8 protein-coding genes are annotated in these 18,290 nt (G+C 66.8%); all 8 read left to right on the forward strand.

The annotated features are described in order from the left end of the window. Positions 1 to 85 precede the first annotated feature (85 nt). Positions 86 to 2,386 (forward strand): type II secretion system secretin GspD, encoded by a 2,301-nt coding sequence (gene gspD / locus ACQR1B_RS31185; protein WP_434834711.1) that lies wholly within the window; start codon positions 86 to 88, stop codon positions 2,384 to 2,386. Further along, positions 2,358 to 2,897 carry a tetratricopeptide repeat protein gene (locus tag ACQR1B_RS31190; RefSeq protein ID WP_434834712.1) on the forward strand — a complete coding sequence of 180 codons (540 nt, stop codon included), beginning with the start codon at positions 2,358 to 2,360 and terminating at the stop codon, positions 2,895 to 2,897. The genes gspD and ACQR1B_RS31190 overlap by 29 nt, the downstream gene beginning before the upstream one ends. 415 nt (positions 2,898 to 3,312) lie before the next feature. After that, positions 3,313 to 8,811, forward strand: coding sequence for a multicopper oxidase domain-containing protein (locus ACQR1B_RS31195; RefSeq protein WP_434834713.1), 5,499 nt, complete (start codon positions 3,313 to 3,315; stop codon positions 8,809 to 8,811). Further along, positions 8,808 to 10,757 (forward strand): YncE family protein, encoded by a 1,950-nt coding sequence (locus tag ACQR1B_RS31200; protein ID WP_434834714.1) that lies wholly within the window; start codon positions 8,808 to 8,810, stop codon positions 10,755 to 10,757. Before ACQR1B_RS31195 ends, ACQR1B_RS31200 begins: the two co-directional genes overlap by 4 nt. A 33-nt stretch (positions 10,758 to 10,790) precedes the next feature. Further along, positions 10,791 to 14,492, forward strand: coding sequence for a LodA/GoxA family CTQ-dependent oxidase (locus ACQR1B_RS31205; protein ID WP_434834715.1), 3,702 nt, complete (start codon positions 10,791 to 10,793; stop codon positions 14,490 to 14,492). A 17-nt stretch (positions 14,493 to 14,509) separates the two neighbouring features. Next, positions 14,510 to 15,667, forward strand: coding sequence for a tryptophan 7-halogenase (locus tag ACQR1B_RS31210; RefSeq protein ID WP_434834716.1), 1,158 nt, complete (start codon positions 14,510 to 14,512; stop codon positions 15,665 to 15,667). After that, entirely contained in the window at positions 15,664 to 16,770 is a 1,107-nt protein-coding gene (locus ACQR1B_RS31215; RefSeq protein ID WP_434834717.1) for an SCO family protein, read from the forward strand. Before ACQR1B_RS31210 ends, ACQR1B_RS31215 begins: the two co-directional genes overlap by 4 nt. A gap of 4 nt (positions 16,771 to 16,774) precedes the next feature. Then, positions 16,775 to 18,205, forward strand: a complete 1,431-nt coding sequence (locus tag ACQR1B_RS31220; protein ID WP_434834718.1) for a cytochrome c/ABC transporter substrate-binding protein — start codon at positions 16,775 to 16,777, stop codon at positions 18,203 to 18,205. Positions 18,206 to 18,290: the final 85 nt, after the last annotated feature.

Here is an 18,290-nt window from a genome sequence, read left to right on the forward strand (position 1 = left end):
TCATCTTGGACCGCTATGCAGCTGCGAGGTCCAAACGAGACGCGTTCCTGTTTCGACCCGTCAACACGAGTAGATCGGCAAGTCCATGTTTCGTATCGGCAATCGAAGCCGTTCCGCTGCGGTTGTCAGTCCTGCCCTGTTGCTTGCGATCGGGGTCCTGGTCGCGTCCTGCAACATGGCGACGCTCGGCACGCAGGCGGGCGCGCCGGCGGATGTCGATGTCATCGACAAGGTTCGCTCGCTCGATATCCTGCCGCGCGATAGCCAGCCGGTCGGCTCCATCCAGGGCCGCCCCGAAGTCGAGCGCGCCACGGCGCGGACCTATCAGGGCACCGTGGTCCAGGAGGTCGCAGAGATCAGGCCGCAACCGGCGGCTGACGGCAAAGGCTACGACCTCAACTTCGAGAATTCGCCGATCGCGCTGGTTGCGAAGGTCGTGATCGGCGACATCCTCGGCGCCGGCTATTCCATCGATCCGCGCGTGCAGGGCAGCGTCAGCCTGGTTTCGGCGCGGCCGGTGCCCAGATCTGATATCCTGTTCGTGCTCGAAAGCGCGCTTCGCCTGTCGGGCGTCGTCCTGGTGCGCGAAGGCGGCGGCTACAAGCTGACGCCGCTCGGCGACGCCATCGGCGCCGGCAGCGTCGACAGCGAGGCCGCCCGCGCCCAGCCAGGCTACGGCATATCGGTCGTGCCGCTGCAATATGTCGGCGCGCAGACCATCCTCAAGCTGATGGACAGTTTCGCCACGCGCGCCGGCAGCGTCCGCGCCGATGCGACGCGCAACCTGCTGCTGATTCAAGGCACCGGCGCCGAGCGCCGCACGGCGATCGAGACCGTGTTGAGCTTCGACGTCGATTGGATGCGTGGCCAATCCGTCGGCATCTTTCCGATCAGCAATTCGGCGCCGGAGCCGCTGGTCGCCGAGCTCGAGAAGATCATGGACACCGGCGACAATGGCCTCAGCCAGAATCTGGTGAAGCTGCAAGTCGTGAGCCGCCTCAACGCGATCATGGTGGTGACGCGCAAGCCGGCCCTGCTGCAGGCCGCGGCGACCTGGATCCGCCGGCTCGATCAGGCGGACTCCGGACGCACCAGCGTCCACGTCTACCGGATCCGCTACGGCGATGCGCGCCAGCTCGCAAAAGTCCTCACCGACATGTTCGGAGGCGCCTCCTCCTCCACCGACAGCGCCGACGGCCAGGTTGCTCCGGGCTCGGACGGCGCGACGACCTCGGTCGCCGACCGGCTGTCGTTCAACACCAACGCGACGGGATCGTCGGGCTCAAGCACGAATGCATCGAGCCGGGCGCAAGGCGCGACCGGCCTGTCCGGCATGCAATCGCCGAGCAGCAGTTCCGGCAGCACGCCAACCTCTCCCTCGACCGGACTGGAATCGCGCAGCGGCGGCAGCGGCCAGGCGCTGATGCCGAACGTCCGCATCACCCCGGACACCGTCAACAACTCGCTGCTGATCTACGCCGACCGCGAGAACTACCGCATCATCTCCAGCACCTTGCAGCAGCTCGACCAGCCGGTGCTACAGGTCGGCATCGATGCCACCATCGCCGAGGTGACGCTGACCAACGAATTGTCCTACGGCGTCCAGGCCTATCTTTCGAGCAAGGCGCTCGGCCTCGGCACCGACAAGGGCTCGATCACCAACACCCAGACCACGTCGGTCGCGACGGCCACGACGTCGGCGGCGGCGACGGCGCTGATCAACCGCGCCCTTCCCGGTTTCAACTTCCTGATCGGAAGCGAGTCGTCGCCCAACATGATCCTGGACGCACTCCACACCGTAACCAGCGTCAAGGTCCTCTCCAATCCGTCGCTGGTGGTGATCAACAATCAGACTGCGACGTTGCAGGTCGGCGACGTCGTGCCGGTCTCGACCGGCAGCGCCACGGTGCTGTCGTCGAGCAACACCGTCGTCAACACCATCGACTATCGCAACACGGGCATCATCCTGCGCGTCGTGCCCAGGATCGCCGCCAACGGCAATGTGCGGCTGGAGGTCGAGCAGGAGATCAGCAATGTCGCGGCGCAGTCCGCATCGAGCCTCACTCCCACCGTCTCACAGCGCAAGGTCAAGAGCGCGATCTCGGTGGCCAACGGCCAGACCGTGCTTCTGGCCGGCCTGATCAGCGAGCAGCAAAACGGCAATCGCAACGGCATTCCCGGATTCGACGAGATTCCCGTGCTGGGCGATGCGTTCTCGCATCAGGGCAAGAAGGGTACGCGGACCGAGCTGATCATCTTCATCAGGCCGCAGATCATCCGGGACGGCAGCGATGCGCATCAAGTGGCTGAAGAACTGCGTTCGAAGCTCCGCGGATCGGTCGGAGCGAGTATCACGGATGATCTGCGTGTCCGCACCAGCCGCTGATCTCAATCGTTCGACGATCCGGCGCCGCATCCTGGCGCTGGCCGCGGCCTGCCTGCTGCTCGGACCGCTGTCGTCGGGCGCGAAGGCCGACTCGATCGGCGCCGCCCGCAGCGCCTATGCGCGCGGCGACTTCGTGCGCGCCGTCCGGGTATTGACGCCGCTCGCGCTGCGCGGCAATCCGCAGGCGCAGGCCATGCTCGGCTTCATGTACGAAAACGGCTTCGGCACGCCGCAGGCCTACGTCGTCGCCAGCGATCTCTACTGTCAGGCCGCAGCCGCCGGCAATCCGTTCGGCCAGGCCATGCTCGGCCTGATGTACGACAAGGGCCACGGCGTTCCGCAGGATGTCGTGCTGGCCTACAAATGGCTCGATCTCGCGGCCGCCCACGCCAGCCGTGCCCAGCGCAGCTACTACCTGCGGCTGCGCAACGCCATAGCCTCCAAGATGTCGACGAGCCAGATCGCGCAGGGACAGGCGCTCGCGCTGGGGTGGATTCCCGGGCAGCTCTGAGCCGCAGCGCCGAACAGGGACGTTCGCGCCAACGGCACGGGCGCCAAACACATGGTGAAGCAACGACAGCCCTGAGCGCCGCGTGATCGCCGACGCTTGCGGCCGGTTGCTCGCTGACGCGTGCCTCCGAGCGGGCATCTTAGCTAAAATGCAAGACGGATTTTATTGGCCTTCCGCCCGTCGGCGCCCTCGAGTCACATGTTTCATTTGCGTTGACGCAGTCCGACGAGGCTCCGAGCCCGCCGCTCATCGAAAAATTCAATCAGTTCTTGTTCGTTAGACGAATATCACCTATGGTTGCGTCATTGCGAGATACCGCGTCATTTCATTGCGGGAGGAAGCTATGCGGGGGATGGTCGAGTCCTGTTCAAAGCTTCATGATTTCGGACAGATATTTCGAACGATCCTGAGGCTTGTGTTTGGTGCGCTCGCCGCAAGCCTTGTAACGCCGGCCGCGGCCGCGGTCTGCGACGGCCGTCGCACCCTGCATGCCGACGTCGTCGCCCTCGACCAGCCGATGATGATCAACCGCCTCGGCACCAATCGGCCGCAGGGCATGATGTACGCATTGCGCCGCGACATCGTCGCCATCGATCCGGCGCGAGGTCTGATCCCAGGCAATGTTCAGCTCCGTTCCGACAAGCGCCCGCGCCCCCTGGTGTTGCGCGTCAATGTCGGCGACTGCCTGAAGATCGACTTCCAGAACCTGCTCGCCGCAGCGCCAAAAAGTCTGCAGCAGCCGGTGACGCGGACCGCGTCCATTCATGTGACCGGCCTCGAGCCCGCGGCCGCGATCGCCGATGACGGCTTCGATGCCGGCTCCAATCCCGACGGACAGGTTGCGCCAGGCGGCCGGCGGACCTACACGCTGCGCGCGCCGGCCGAAGGCACGTTCCTGATGTACAGCCCAGCGGGCGACTTCAATGGCTTCGCCACGACCCAGCAGATGGCGGGTTTGTTCGGCGCGGTCAATGTCGAGCCGGCCGGGTCGGAATGGTATCGCAGCCAGGTCACCCAAGCCGATCTCGCGCAGGCGACCAAGGCGATGCGGAACGGGCAACCCCTCATCGACTACGAAGCCCGCTACCGCGACGGGCCGCGCCGTGGCCAGCCGGTGCTGGCCATGACCGACCGTGACGAGATCATAGCCTCCGACCTTACCGCGCTGATTACGGGGCCGCGCCACGGCCGCTTTGCCAAGGGCAGCCGTCCCACCGCCAATCCGACATTGTTGCCGGATCGCGAGGCGCCGTTCCGCGAGATCACGTCGATCTATTCCGAATCGCTCGACCTGGTCCAGGCGTTTCCCGACTACTACACCACGCCCCTCACCAATCTGGTGGTGAGCGGCGGAGGTGACGGCTTTGCCATCAACTACGGTGCCTCCGGCATCGTCAACGAGGTCCTCGCCAATCGGCTCAAGATCGGACCTGCGGCCGACTGTCCGGAATGCAAGTTCGAGGAGTTCTTCCTGAGTTCATGGCCGGGCGGCGATCCCGGCCTCGTCGTCGACATCCCGGCCAACCTCAACTGCGTGGACGATTGGCTGTCGAACGTCGCGACCTCCACGCCCACGGCGCAGACGGCGAACGCGTCGATCACGAGCCCCAGCTGGGGGACGCAGGGCTGCCGCAACGCCGATACGCCGCGCATCAAGCCGACCAAGGCGTTCTATCCGGACGATCCGTCGAACGTCTACCACAGCTATCTCGGCGATCACGCCATCTTCCGCGTGCTGCACGCCGGTGCCTCGGTTCATCACGTGCATCATCACCACGCCCACCAATGGCTGTTTGCCCCGGACCAGCCGGGCAGCAACTATCTCGACAGCCAGGCGATCGGTCCGGGATCGAGCTACTCGATGGAGCTGGTCTATTACGGCTCCGGCAACCAGAATCTCACCGCCGGCGATTCGATCTTCCATTGTCATTTCTATCCGCATTTCGCCTCCGGCATGTGGGCGCTGTTTCGGGTCCACGATACGCTCGAACTCGGCACGGAGCTCGGCCCCGACGGTCGTCCACGGCCCGGCAGCCGCGCGCTGCCGGATCCTGAGATCATGGCCGGCACGCCGACGCCCGCCGTAGTGCCGCTGCCGACCTATGCCATGGCGCCGGCTCCGTCTGCCGTGGAGATCGCGCAGGGCCAGGTGCATTTCGCACGGAAGCCGGATCGAAACCCAGGCTATCCGTTCTTCGTGCCCGGGCTCGCCGGCCACCGCCCGCCGCATCCGCCGCTGGCCTTCGCGCAGGACAAGGGCAGCGAGCTCAATGGCGGCCTGCCGCGCCATCTCGTGCTGGGCGGCCACGTCGCGACCGAAGTGCACAGCCAGACCGACTACACCAAGAATCTCGATCGCATCGACGCGCTGCGCCTGCCCGAGAAAGGAACCGTGGTCGAGCAGCTCGCCATGGCCGCTCATGAGCAGCGCTTCCATCCCGGCATCACGCCCGAAGGCACGCCGGGCAACTTCGTCGAGACCGGGGCGCCGCGCGCGTCCGGCGCCCCCTTCGCCAATCCGACGCCGCTCGATCAGCAGACGGTTCCGAAGCGCCGCTACAAAGGGGCGGACGTGCAGGTCGACACTGTCTTCAACAAGGCAGGCTGGCACTATCCGCAGCAGCGCATGATGGCGCTGTGGCAGGACCTCAAGCCGTTGATCCGCGGCGACAAGCCGCCGGAGCCGCTGTTCGTGCGGGCCAACAATGGCGAGACGGTGGAATATTGGCAGACCAACCTGGTGCCGTCCTACTACGAGCTCGACGACTATCAGGTCCGCACCCCGACCGACATCATCGGCCAGCACATCCATCTGGTGAAGTTCGACGTGCTCGCGGCCGACGGCGCCGCCAACGGCTTCAACTACGAGGACGGCACGTTCAGTCCGCAGGAGGTGCGTGATCGCATCGACGCGCTCAACAAGCTCGGAGGCATGTGCGAACCGCAGCCGGGCTTCGTCGATGTGCCTGCGACCTGTCCGCCGGGCGCGCCTCGCGTTCCGAAGACCGTCACCTCCATTCCCGAACTCGGCGACGGTCCGGCCTCAGGCAGCCAGGAGTGGAAGGGCGCTCAGGCCACGGTCCGGCTCTGGTACGTCGATCCGCTGAAGGATCTGGCGCGGGAACGCTCCTACATGACCGTGTTCACGCACGACCATTTCTCGCCCTCGACGCATCAGGAGGCCGGGCTGTATGGCGGCGTGCTGATCGAGCCGGCGGGCTCGACCTGGACCAAGCCGGATGGCGCACCGCTCGGCCGGGGGCGCGACGATGGCGGGCCCACCAGCTACGCGGCCAACATCCTGCCGCCGGCCGGCAGTGCCGCGACCAGCTATCGCGAGTTTGCACTGGCCTGGGCCGATACGCAGCTGGTGTACGGCAACACGAGCCGGGCCCGGCCCGACTGCTATCCGACGCCCCCGAGCGCGCCCGGCTGCGTACCGCCAGTTGCTCCCGACAGCTACAGCGGCTGGACCGACGGTCCCAACGCCATCAATCCGGCCACGAACAGCGCCGGCAACCAGCCGCTGGTGATCGCCGATTTCGGCTCCGGAATATTCTCGATGAACTATCGCAACGAGCCGCTGCCGCTGCGTCTCGCCGACACGACCGACCGGCGCGCGAGTGACGCGGCGTGGGCCTATTCGTCGGTTCCTGGTCGCAATCCGCAATTTTCGGTGCAGCCGCCACTCGGCGGCCGGATCGATCCCGGCTGCACCGGCAGCGCCTGCTTCATCTTCCCGAAGACGCCGATCTCAGGCGGCATGAACGACGAGGATCCCTACACGCCGTTGTTGCGCGCCTATCCGCAGGACCCGGTGCAGATCCGGCTGCTGTCGGGCGGCTTCACCACCATGCACGATGTCATCACCCACGGGCTGCCGTGGAAGTTCGAGCCGTACAACCCGAATTCAGGCTGGCGCGAGAGCCAGCTCACGCTGCTGAGCGAGCATTTCGAACTGCACTTCACCGTGCCGCGGGCCGGCGACTATCTGTACAGCACGAGCGCCTCCTATGAGGGCATGACGAACGGGCTGTGGGGTCTGTTGCGCGCCGACGACGCGCTGCAGCCCGACCTCAGGCCGCTGCCGTCCAACCCCGCGCCGAAGAGCCTGCCCTTCACGCTGCCCGAGGTGTCGGCGACATGCCAAAACGGCAAGCGCTGCCTGCGCAAATTCGGCGTCACGGCGCTCACCATCGGGCAGGCGCTCGGCAATGGCGCGGCGCTGATCTACAACGGCCGCGGCCTGACCTTGAAGAACGGCTTCGCCAGGAACGAGCAGCTCACCGATCCGCAAGCCATCATCTATGTGCGCGACGATGATCTCTGCCAGCCCGGGTCGAGCAACTGCGTTCCCGGCGGCCTGCTCAAACGCGGCATCAAGGTGGAGCCGCTCGTGCTGCGCGTGGCGGCCGGCGACGTGGTGGAGCTCACTCTGACCAATGGCGTCGATCCCGCGGCGTCGACCTTCACCACGAGCATCTCGGGCGCACGCACCGGTGTTCCCTACTCGAATCCCTACGGCAAGATCAATCTCCTGCCGTCGACCCATGTCGGGCTGCATCCGCAGCTTCTCGCGCTGGATGTGACGCAGAACGACGGCGTCAATCTCGGCAACAACCCCGCCAGCACCGTCGCTCCGGGTGAGAAGCGAACCTATCGCTGGTACGCCGGGACACTCGAGGCCGGCCCGGGCGGCGCGCCAAAGGCGACGCCGGTCGAGTTCGGAGCGCTCAATCTGATGCCCGCCGATCCGCTGAACCATCCCTATCGCGGCCTGTTCGGCGGCCTGGTGGTCGAACCGGAAGGCTCGACCTTCGTCGAGGATCCGGACAGCCGCATGTCGGCGACGGTGTTCCCGCGCGACGGCTCGGCGTTCCGGGACTTCGTGCTGATCGGCCAGGACGACGTTGACATTCTCCTCAATGGCAACTCGAACTACGCAGCCGGCAACGCGCTCTCGGCCGTGAACTACCGGACCGAGCCGGCGATCTACCGCTACGGTGAACTGCTCACGACCTATCCCAACGCGCTGAGCGCGACCGTCAGCAATTGGAGCAGCCTCACGAGTTCTGATCTGGGAACGCTCGGAGGTGTCAATTGGGCCAATGTCGACACCAGCCGCTACATCGCCAATGCGCTCGCGGGCGGCGATCCGCAGACGCCGATCTTCCGGGCTCCTGCCGGCATGCCGGCGCGTTTCCGGCTGCTGCATGCGGGCGGCAATGGCGACAATCAGCAGGTGTTCGAGCTGAGTGGTCATGCCTGGCAGGCCGAGCCCTACATCAAGAACTCGACCGCGATCGGCGACAACAAGACCTCGCCCATGATCGGGGTTGTCAGCGGCTATGGCGTGACCTCGCATTTCGACGTCGTGATCCCGCTGTCCGGTGGCGCCGGCAAGGTGCCGGGCGACTATGTCTATCGCTCCTGGACGGCTGATCAGTTCCAGGTCGGGTTCTGGGGTTTGTTCCGCGTATCGCCCGCAACCCAGTCCGTGCCCGGCGGCTTCCCCGACACGGTGGCGGTGACCGACGTCTCGGAGCCGGCCGGCGACGGACGCGTGACCGTATCCGGCCACGTCACCATCCGCCCTGCAAAGGAGGAGAAGGATCGCATCTCCGCCTCCGAGGTGCAGGTGACGGCCGACGGCAAGCAGATCGCCGCCAAGGTCGAGGCCGACGGCCATTGGTCGGCGACGACCGACAGCGTGCCGGCACGTATCGAGGTGAGTTCGCCGCATGGCGGCATGGCAACCTGGCAGCGCCCGACCAACGAGGCGGCGACCAAGCCAGCGGCCACGATGATGGCCACGCCATCGCCCGAGCTTGCCGCACAGCGAACCGGCGTCGCGCTCATGGTGCCGCCGCGGATGAGGGCAACCAACCGGCGGCGGGTCGGACTGCTGCCATGATGCCCCGGACCCCGCGGCCGGTTCGCGCGGCGCCCATTCTCGCGGCGTTGGCGTCGCTGCCGCTGGTCTGGCTGGCGGCGTTCGGCTCCGTGCGGGCCGAAGAGCCGGAGACGGCCGAGCGCCCGCCCGCCGGCATCACTGTCCCCGGACTCCATGTCGGGTTCAGCCTGTCGGCGACCAGTTCGAACCGGCCGCCGGCTGCGGGGCGCGAGGCCACCTTCACCTTCTCGCTCGCCACCGGCGCAAGCGAGTCGCCGCTGCGCGGCGCAAGGCCGGCTGCGTGGCTGGTGCCGCATGCGCCTGGGTCGAGCCTGGACGAGCGGCAGTGCCGACGTCTCGCCGCAAACCTCGTGAGCGGTGCCAGCCTCGCGATGCCCGCGCTCGACCTCAACACCTTCTACGTCCTGTCGCTCGGCGGCGATGCCACCGTCTCCGTCATCGATCCCCGGATCGGATTCGGCGGCTCACGTCTGATCGGACTCGCAAGCCTGCAATCTGCGGGCTCCGACTGGGTCCTGACATCGGACCAGAGCGTCCTGGCCGTGGCGCAGCCGTCGGCGGGACGCATCGCGCTGATCGATACGCGCGACTGGAGCATCGCGGCCTCGATCGATCTGCCGGGAGCCGAACGATTGATGCTGACGCCGGACGGCCGCCTCCTGATCGCCTCCTATCGAGCGATCTCAGGCGGGGTCGAGACCGGCGGCGGTCTCGCGCTGATCGATCCTGCCAGACCCGAGACTCCACCGGTGCGCATCGAAACCGGCAGCGGCGCCCACGACATCGCCGTCGACGTCGACGGCCACTTCGCTTTCGTCAGCCATGCAAATGCCGACAGCGTCAGCGTGATCGATCTCGCAACGGCCCGGCTCGTTCGCACCGTGCCTGCCGGGCATCGCCCGGTCGCACTCGCCTACTCGGTCCTGGCGCGACGGGCCTATGTCGCGGCGGAGGATGGCCGCATCACCGCATTGGACTCGGCATCGCCGCGTCCCCTGGCCAGCATCGCAGGACCTGCCGGGATGACGTCGCTGCGCTTTGCGCCCGGCGGCCGCTTTCTGGTCGCAACCAGTCCCGACGCGGGCGAAGTCGTGGTGGTGGACAGCGCAACGGATCGGATCGTGCAGCGAATCGCGCTGGACGGCCAGCCCATGACGGCCGGTTTCTCCGATCGCTTCATGTACGTCGCCCGTCGTGCCAGCGAATTCGTCGACGCGTTTCCGCTCGACCAGATCGGCACGGAAGGCCGCACGCCGAATGCGATGAGCATCGGGATCGGACAACTGGCCCTCGGTGCCGTCTCGGTGCCGAGCCGCGCCGACATCATGGCGCAAGCGCCGGGCGGCGCGAGCATGGTGATCGCCAGTCCCGGCGAACGGACCATCTATTACTATCGCGAGGGGATGGCGGCACCTGCCGGCAGCCTTTCCACCTATGGCCGCGAACCGCGTGCGGTCAAGATGCTCGACCGTCGGCTGCAGGAAGTCGAACCCGGCGTCTATCGGACCACCGCGCAACTGCCGCGCGCCGGTGACTACGACGTCGTGTTCTACACCGACTCGCCGCGGACCGTGCAGTGCTTCGTCACGCGCATCGCACGCGACGCCACTGGCGGAAGCGAGACCGTGCGGACCCCCGTCGTCACCGATCTGGTTCTCAGCAGCCCGCCGCGCGCCGGACAGCCGCTCGCGCTGCAATTCCATCTCGTCGATCCCGACACCGGCGCGCCGGTCGACACCGTGCAGGACGCGAGCATCGTCAGCTTTGCCATTCCCGGCCGTGACGCGGCGCGAAGCCCGGCTCGTCCGCTCGGCGATGGCAGCTACCAAGCCGATCTCAGCGTTCCCGCGGCAGGCACCTATTACGTCTTCGTCGAGGCGCCATCGGTGGCACTGGCGCCGATCAAGGGACGGCTGCTTTCAGTTGAGTCCGAGGACCGCCGGTGAAGCATTTTTTTGAACATTGCATTGGAGACCGTCATGACCCAGATCGACATTGGAAAAATCAAATATTGCCGCATCTATCCAGGCCTCGGCATCGCGCGGATCGGCAATAGCCCGACCGAGTTCTTCATCGGCCCGGAGACGCCGGGACAGGTCGTCTCGCCGGCCGGCGGCTTCAAGGACGAGGCGGGACGGATCAAGCGGCAGGCCGCGCGCTTCCGGATCTATGCATTCGCCAAGGACGACGCCTGCCTCGGCGAACTCACCGCCGGTGACGACGTCGACATCACCTGGACGGTGCATCTGGCCAACGCCAAGGCGAGCTACAACACGTTCCTGGGACGCTTCTGGCAGAGCCAATATCCGAACTTCTACAAGTACAATCCGAACGAGACGCCGCTGCGCAACCAGGAGATCATGGACCCCGCGCAGCGGCAGAAGCTGCTGGTCATCGACCCCGGTCCGCGCTCGATCAAGCCCGGCGGCGCTCCCGTCGAATTCGACACCGGCACCATCGGACCGCTGCCCTATTCCGACATTCCGCCCGGCCAAGGCACCGATCCGCTGGCGGGCACGCGCGACGGCTGGTGGAACTGCCCGACCAAGGATCGCCTGCCGGCACCCGTGAAGATGAGCGGCAAGCAGACCGTGCCGCTCGGCACGCTGCGGGTGGACGGCAACGGACGGCTGCTGGTGCTCGGCGGCTACGGCCGCAGCGAGTCGCTGGTGCCGGAGAATCCTATCGGCCGGCTCATGGACAACAACTACTATGCCAACAACGACTACTGGTTCGACGATACGTCAGATGGTCCGGTGACGGCGGACGTGCGGCTCGGCGGCAAGGTGATCGAGGTGCGCGACAGCGCGTGGGTGATCGTGGCGCCGCCGAAATTCGCGCCCGACTCCGAGATGATCACGACGCTGTACGACACGGCGATGGAGACCTGGGACAAGAAGCAGAACGGCGGCAAGCTCAGCCCGCGCAAGGTGTCGTTCACCCGCGACGTCTATCCGATCCTCGCCCGCCTCGACGGCATCACCTGGCTCAATCGCACCGCCTATCAGCATCACGGCGCCAACACCAACAACGACTTCGCGATGGTGCACAGCCGGCTGTTCGCGCTGCTGCACTCGAAGGCGAAGAACGAGGAAGTCGAAGCCGCCCACGAGCGGCAGCACATCTTCAAGCGGATCCGGCCTCCCGGGCTGGTGGCGGCCACGCCGCAGGCCGCCGACACGCCGGAGAGCCTGCCCTACGCCAGCTATCGCTTCATGCCGCAGATGTCGGGCGACGGCGGTGAGCCTCAGACCACGCAGGACATCCCGGGCACCGTGACCAATCCCGGCGTGATCAACGACAAGGTGTTCGACTGCGCCACGGGCAAGGAATGGGAGGTGACCAAGCCGACCGTGCCGATTCCCGGCGGCTACTACGTCACCTGGCTGACGCTGTCGGAACGGCAATACGACAACATGAAACACTGGGCCGCGGGCGAGTTCGAGGATGATTGGACCGGCGTGCCGCAGCCGGTGCCGTTCGACCGGCTGCCGGTCGCGGCGCAGCCCGAGGCCCTCGACAAGGCGGCACTCGAGCCGTGCATCGGGGCGCCGTTCTATCCCGGCATCGAGATCACCTATATCGCCACCGATCCGGACCTGTGGTCGGGCCCGTGCCGCCTCGCCGCCAAGAACCTTTCGCCAGGCGGCATCACGCGGCACATGGCGCTGCCCTGGCAAGCCGATTTCGCCGAATGCAATACCAACTGGTGGCCGACGGCGCGTCCCGACGACGTGGTGTCCGAGGATGAGCTGGCGAAGATCAAGCAGAGCGACCGCGCGGCCGAATCCGGCACCCTCGCCCGCGAGCTCTCGGTCAGGCTGCCATGGGCGCGGGGCATCCCGTCGACCTCGCCGCAGCTCGACAATGCGATGGTGAAGGCCTGGTCGCATTTCGGCTTCGTGGTGAAGCGCGAGGTTCGCGGCGAGCCGGTCTATGTCGAGACCGAGCGGTCGCCCTATTTCGGCAGCACCGAACGCGACTTCTTCTACTATCTGATGAACATCGACGCCTATCCGGATTTCGTGCCGCGGGCCCATCAACTGGTGCACCAATATCTGGCCCAGGGCCGCCAGAACATGCAGGAGGCCGATCCGGACGAAGTGTGGAGCTTCTTCCCCTTCAGTCCGATCGCCTTCAATGCGCGGATGGAGTTGATCTACGCCAATTTCGTCCGCGACAACCAGACCACCGCCAATCCCAATCTCCTCAGCGACAACCGTACGCCGAACGAACCGAGCAGCCAGGGCTTCCAGCCGCAGACCTATCTTGCCGACAGCAACCGCGCCCGGCAGGCCTACCAGTTGCTGCAGATGGGACCGTTCAACCAGCTCGACGGCGCCTGGCTGCGGCGGGCGATTCCCGACGGGCCGGTCGACGAGGTCGGCGAGCTCCTCGCCCAGATCCGGCAGGATGAGCTCGGTGACGGCGTCGCGGCGCAGAATCACGCCAACGTCTATACCGACCTGCTGAAGAGCCTGAATTTCTATCTGCCGGATCTCTACACCCGTGCCTATGCCGACGATCCGCGGCTGCTCGACGAGGCCTTCACCCAGCCCTGCTTCCTGCTGGCGATCTCGCAATTCGACGACGAGTTTTTGCCTGAGATCCTCGGCATGACGCTGTACCTGGAGTGGTCGTCGATCGGGCTGGTCGGGACCGTCAACGTGCTCAAGGCGTTCGACATCAATCCCCTGTACTACGCGCTGCATGTCGGCATCGACAATGCCTCGGCCGGCCATGGCGCGCTGGCCAAGCGCGCCGTCGAGATCTACCTCGACCGGGTCAGGGCCAACGAGGGCCCCGAGGCGATGCAAAGGGCCTGGAAGCGCATCTGGACCGGCTACGTCACCTTCGGCACGCTCGGCAATCTCGGCGATGCCATCAACGCCTATCTCAGCAGCATCGACAGTCTCGACCAGCAGGTCGAGGCCTTGATCCAGAGGAAGGCCCCTTACGCAAGCCAGACCCACGGCGAGAAGACGCTGGGCAATGCGCCGATCAACGATTGGTTCGAGGATCCGCCCGGCTTCATGAATCAGTTGCAGGACTCCGGCCTGATCATTCCCGGACAGCCGGAGATCAGCCCGTTCTTCCAACTGCTGTCGTTCAACGGCCCGATGTACCACGTCTTCACGGCGGACGAGGAGCAGCTGCTGCGCGACTGGTGCAGTTCGCTCGCCAACAAGACGAAGCCGCCGAAGAAGACCCTGCTCCAGGCCATGGACTACGTCATCGACAAGCTGCGCCAGCGACAGATCGGGCAGGACGGCCACAACATCCGCATCACCGGACCAGACCCGGACAAGAAGGGCAGCAAGCGGACCGAGACGGTGCATTGGTGGTTCGACAAGGGCAATCGCGCGCTGATGTCGGCGCTGGCCAATCCGGAAAACGGCTGGATCGTGCCGTTCGATTCGGTGGCAAGCCCGATCATGCCGAGCCTGCTCGCGGGCAATGGCGCCATGGCCACCGACTTTCGCTCGATCGTCCCGGACTCCGGCGGCAAGACCTTCGGCAACGTGCTGGCGCAGTGGATCGACAAAGGCTGTCCCCTCGAGGAGGACCGGGTCGCGCCGCTGATGGTCGCCTATCGAGCGCGCCCGGCCGCGTCGCAAGTGCAGCATCGGATCTATCGCCGCAAGGACGACAAGGTCTGGGGCATGGGCACGCCGCACTGAGCAAGGGAGCGCGCGACATGCAGCGGCAGTCATTTTCGCCGCCGTCAACGGATGTCGTGATCGTCGGCGGCGGTCCAGCCGGGGCCGCCGCAGCGCTGATGCTCGCGCGCTCGGACATCAGCGTCGTGCTGCTCGACGGCGGACAGCAGCGGCTTGCGGTCGGAGAGACGCTGCCGCCGGCGGTTCGGCCCGTCCTCGACAGTCTCGGCGTGCGCGCGCAACTAACTGATGAAGGCCACTGCGCCTCGGTCGGCAGCTGGTCGGCATGGGGCAGCGCCGAACCGTGGGGGCGTGACTTCATCTTCAACCGCTTCGGCCATGGCTGGCATCTCGACCGCCGCCGGTTCGACGCGCTGCTGCGGGCCGCGGCCCGCTCCGCAGGGGCGCGGCTTGCCCACGCATCACTCGTCGCCTCCGAGCCGCTGCCGGCCGGCGGCTTCCGTCTGCATCTTGCCGGAGGACGGCATCTTGATGCGCGGATCGTGCTCGATGCCTCGGGCCGCAGTGCCGTGTTCGCGCGGCAGCGCGGCGTCAGGCGGATCGCCGTCGACCGGATGGTCGCCCTCGTCGGCTACGTCGCGCGGCGCCCCGACGCCGGCGCCGAGCCGGCCGCGTCATTGGTCGAGGCGACGTCCGCCGGGTGGTGGTACTCCGCGCCGCTGCCACAGGATCGCCTGATCGTCGCGTTCATGACCGACGCCGATCTCGCGCGCGGCGGCGGAGACCTCACGGACGGCTGGCTCGACCGGCTGGCCGGGGCGCAGCACACCGCGGCACGGGCGCTGCGCTTCGGCGCGGGGCTGGCCGGGCCGCCGGTCATCGTCTCCGCAGTGAGCGGCCGGTTGGAACGATTCGGCGGCGCCGACTGGCTCGCGCTCGGTGATGCCGCCGCGACCCAGGACCCGCTATCCTCGGAAGGCATCCTGCTCGCAATGCAGAGCGGGATCGACGGCGCGCTGGCGGCCCGCCAGGCCCTGCATGGCGAGAGCGATGCCCTCGCTGGCGCGGCGAAGCGGCGCGAGGCCGTCTGGTTCAACTATCTCGACGAACGCGATCGCAACTACGCCGCCGAGCGGCGCTGGCCGAAGGCACCGTTCTGGCAACGGCGCAGCCCTGAGCCGGCGCAGGGATCACGTCACATCCACCGGACGCAAGAACAAAGGAGTTCCGCATGAGACGCTCGATGGCGGCCGGGCTTGCAGCGATCTGGCTGGCAACGTTCCCGGCCAACGCACATGACACGGCGCACGACATGGCACATGACATGCCCCGCGCGAGCGCCGCGGTGGCGCCGGTCGCCAAAGCCGCGATCACCGTGCCGGATATTCCCGTGCTCGATCAGGATGGCCGGCGGTTGAACTTCTACCGCGACCTGGTGCGTGGCCGAACCGTCGCGATCGATTTCATCTTCACGTCCTGCAGCACCTTCTGTCCGATGCTGACCGCCAACTTCCGCACCGTGCAGCAGCAACTCGAAGCCCGGGTCGGCAAGGACATCGCACTGATTTCCGTCTCGATCGATCCGTTCACCGACACGCCGGCGCGGCTCAAGGAGTTCAGCGCGCCGTTCGAACCGGGTCCCGGCTGGACTTTCGTCACCGGAAGCCAGCCCGACATCGCCATGCTGCTCGACAAGCTCGGCCAACCGCTGGGCAGCCCCAACGATCACGGACAACTGGTCCTGGTCCACAACGACAAGGTCGGCGGCTGGACCCATGTCGATGGCGACGATCCCAAGCTCGTGCACGACGCGCTGGTCGATGCGGCGGGCCCTGCGCCGAAGGCCGACGCCGCAGGCGCGGCGCGGGCCTACATGCAGAACCCGCAATTGCTCACGCAGGACGGCCGGGAGGTGCGTTTCTTCGATGATCTGCTGAGCGGCAAGATCGTCCTGATCAACTTCATGCTGACGACCTGCAACGACATCTGCCCGATGCTCACGGAAAACCTCGCGCGCGTGCAGACCCTGCTCGGCGACAATGTCGGACGTTCGATCAACATGATCTCGCTGTCGGTCGATCCGCAGCATGATGATCCGGCAAAACTGAAGGCGTTCGCCGACAATTTCGGCGTCAAGCCAGGCTGGTACTTCCTGACGGGCGCGCCGCCGGAGATCGATCCGCTGCTGCGGCGTCTCGCCGGCTACACCACCGACCGTCTCGACCACAGCAACGTCGTGATCATCGGCAATGTCGAGACCGGCGTCTGGACCAAGGTGTTCGGCATGGCCGAGCCGTCCGTGATCGCACGCGCGGCGCTCGCTCTCGCCTCGCGATGAGGCCATGGGACAGGCGCTGCTGAAAGCGTGGTGCTGGCTGGCCCTGGTGACGGCGTCGGCGACATCCGGCCTCTCGGACGACGCAGCATCCGGCCGGCGCATCTTCGTTCAAGGCGGGACCTCGGATGAGCTCAGCGCGACGTTCGGCGCGGGCACGACACCGCTGCCGCCGCGGCTGCGCCGCTGCGCCGGATGCCATGGCGCGGATGGCCTCGGCCGGCGTGAGGGCGGCATCGGTATTCCCGCGATCACATGGCGCGCGCTGACGGCGCCGCGAGAGGCAACCGCGGCGCGGCCCGGCCGTCCGGCCTATGACCGGCCGGCCCTCATCCGCGCCTTGGGGGAAGGAATCGATCCAGCGGGACGTCGGCTTGCGTCCGGCATGCCGCGTTTTCGACTGTCGCCGACGCAGGCCGCGGCGCTGATCGACTATATCGGCATTCTCGGCACCGAGGCTGATCACGATCCCGGGGTGACTGCCGATGAGATCCGCATCGGTGCCGTGCTGCCGCTGTCCGGTCCAGCGGCAGCGGCGGGACGGGCCATTCGTACTGGCCTGGAGAACGCGCTGGCCGAGGCAGGCGCCATCTACGGCCGCCGCTTGCGCTTGATTGCCGCCGACGGCGGCAACGACGTCAACGCCGCCTTGCATGCGCTGACGGCCGACGACCAGGTGTTCGCCCTGGTCGCGACCATGCTCCCCGCAGGCGTCGAGCGCATCGAAGACGAGGACGTCCCCGTGATCGGACCATTGCGGCCGAGCGTGACTCACCCGGCGTCCAACATGTTCGACCTCCTCGCACCGCGCGAAGATCAGATGCGCGTGCTGGTCGACGAACTCACCGCCGACGTGACCCGGGCACGGCGCCTCGTCATCTGCGGCGCTGACGGAAGCATTGCGGACGCCGTCGCCGACCAGGCGCGACGTCGAGGCGCGACAATCATTCGAATTGCAGACGCTGCCGAACTTCCGGCTCTCCTGTCGTCCCGCGCCCCACCATCTCCCGATGCCATCATTGCCTTGCCCGATATCGACTTCGGCCGCCTCGCCATGGAGCTCGCGGATCAACCGGGCGGCTGGCTGATCGCCGGAGCGGCCGAGGCTCTCACACCCGCACAGGCGACCGACGAACGTCTACGGCTCGTGCTGCCGATCTGGCCGGCCAGCCCGCACCATGCCGACTCGTCACCGCTGGCAACTGCGGCGTCGATCGTTCTGATCGAGGGGTTGAAGCGGATGGGGGCACGCGCAAGTCGTGCGGGTCTAATCGCCGCGCTCGAGAGCCTGCGCGAGTTCCCGACCGGAGTCTTGCCGCCGCTGACCTTCAGCAAATCCCGGCATACGGGCAGTTCTGCCAGCGTGGTGATCCGGCCCGACCGCAGCAGCGGCGCAGTGACGCTCGGCACGTGGCGCGCGCCGCGCCCCTTCGATTGAGTTGCCGGCGATGTCTGCTGGCACCAAGCTTCCCGCGGTCGCTTGCAGCCGCGCCGCGCGCCTGCGCGCTGGATTATTCGTGGTC

Source organism: Bradyrhizobium oligotrophicum (assembly GCF_051168495.1).
In the GTDB taxonomy this organism is placed as follows: domain Bacteria; phylum Pseudomonadota; class Alphaproteobacteria; order Rhizobiales; family Xanthobacteraceae; genus Bradyrhizobium; species Bradyrhizobium oligotrophicum_A.

What these genes read in the sequence shown, in the direction of transcription:
- ACQR1B_RS31200 (WP_434834714.1), top strand. Translation starts at nt 8,808, where the DNA reads ATGATGCCCCGGACCCCGCGGCCGGTTCGCGCGGCGCCCATTCTCGCG.
- ACQR1B_RS31215 (WP_434834717.1), top strand. Translation starts at nt 15,664, where the DNA reads ATGAGACGCTCGATGGCGGCCGGGCTTGCAGCGATCTGGCTGGCAACG.
- ACQR1B_RS31220 (WP_434834718.1), top strand. Translation starts at nt 16,775, where the DNA reads ATGGGACAGGCGCTGCTGAAAGCGTGGTGCTGGCTGGCCCTGGTGACG.
- ACQR1B_RS31210 (WP_434834716.1), top strand. Translation starts at nt 14,510, where the DNA reads ATGCAGCGGCAGTCATTTTCGCCGCCGTCAACGGATGTCGTGATCGTC.
- ACQR1B_RS31205 (WP_434834715.1), top strand. Translation starts at nt 10,791, where the DNA reads ATGACCCAGATCGACATTGGAAAAATCAAATATTGCCGCATCTATCCA.
- gspD (WP_434834711.1), top strand. Translation starts at nt 86, where the DNA reads ATGTTTCGTATCGGCAATCGAAGCCGTTCCGCTGCGGTTGTCAGTCCT.
- ACQR1B_RS31190 (WP_434834712.1), top strand. Translation starts at nt 2,358, where the DNA reads ATGATCTGCGTGTCCGCACCAGCCGCTGATCTCAATCGTTCGACGATC.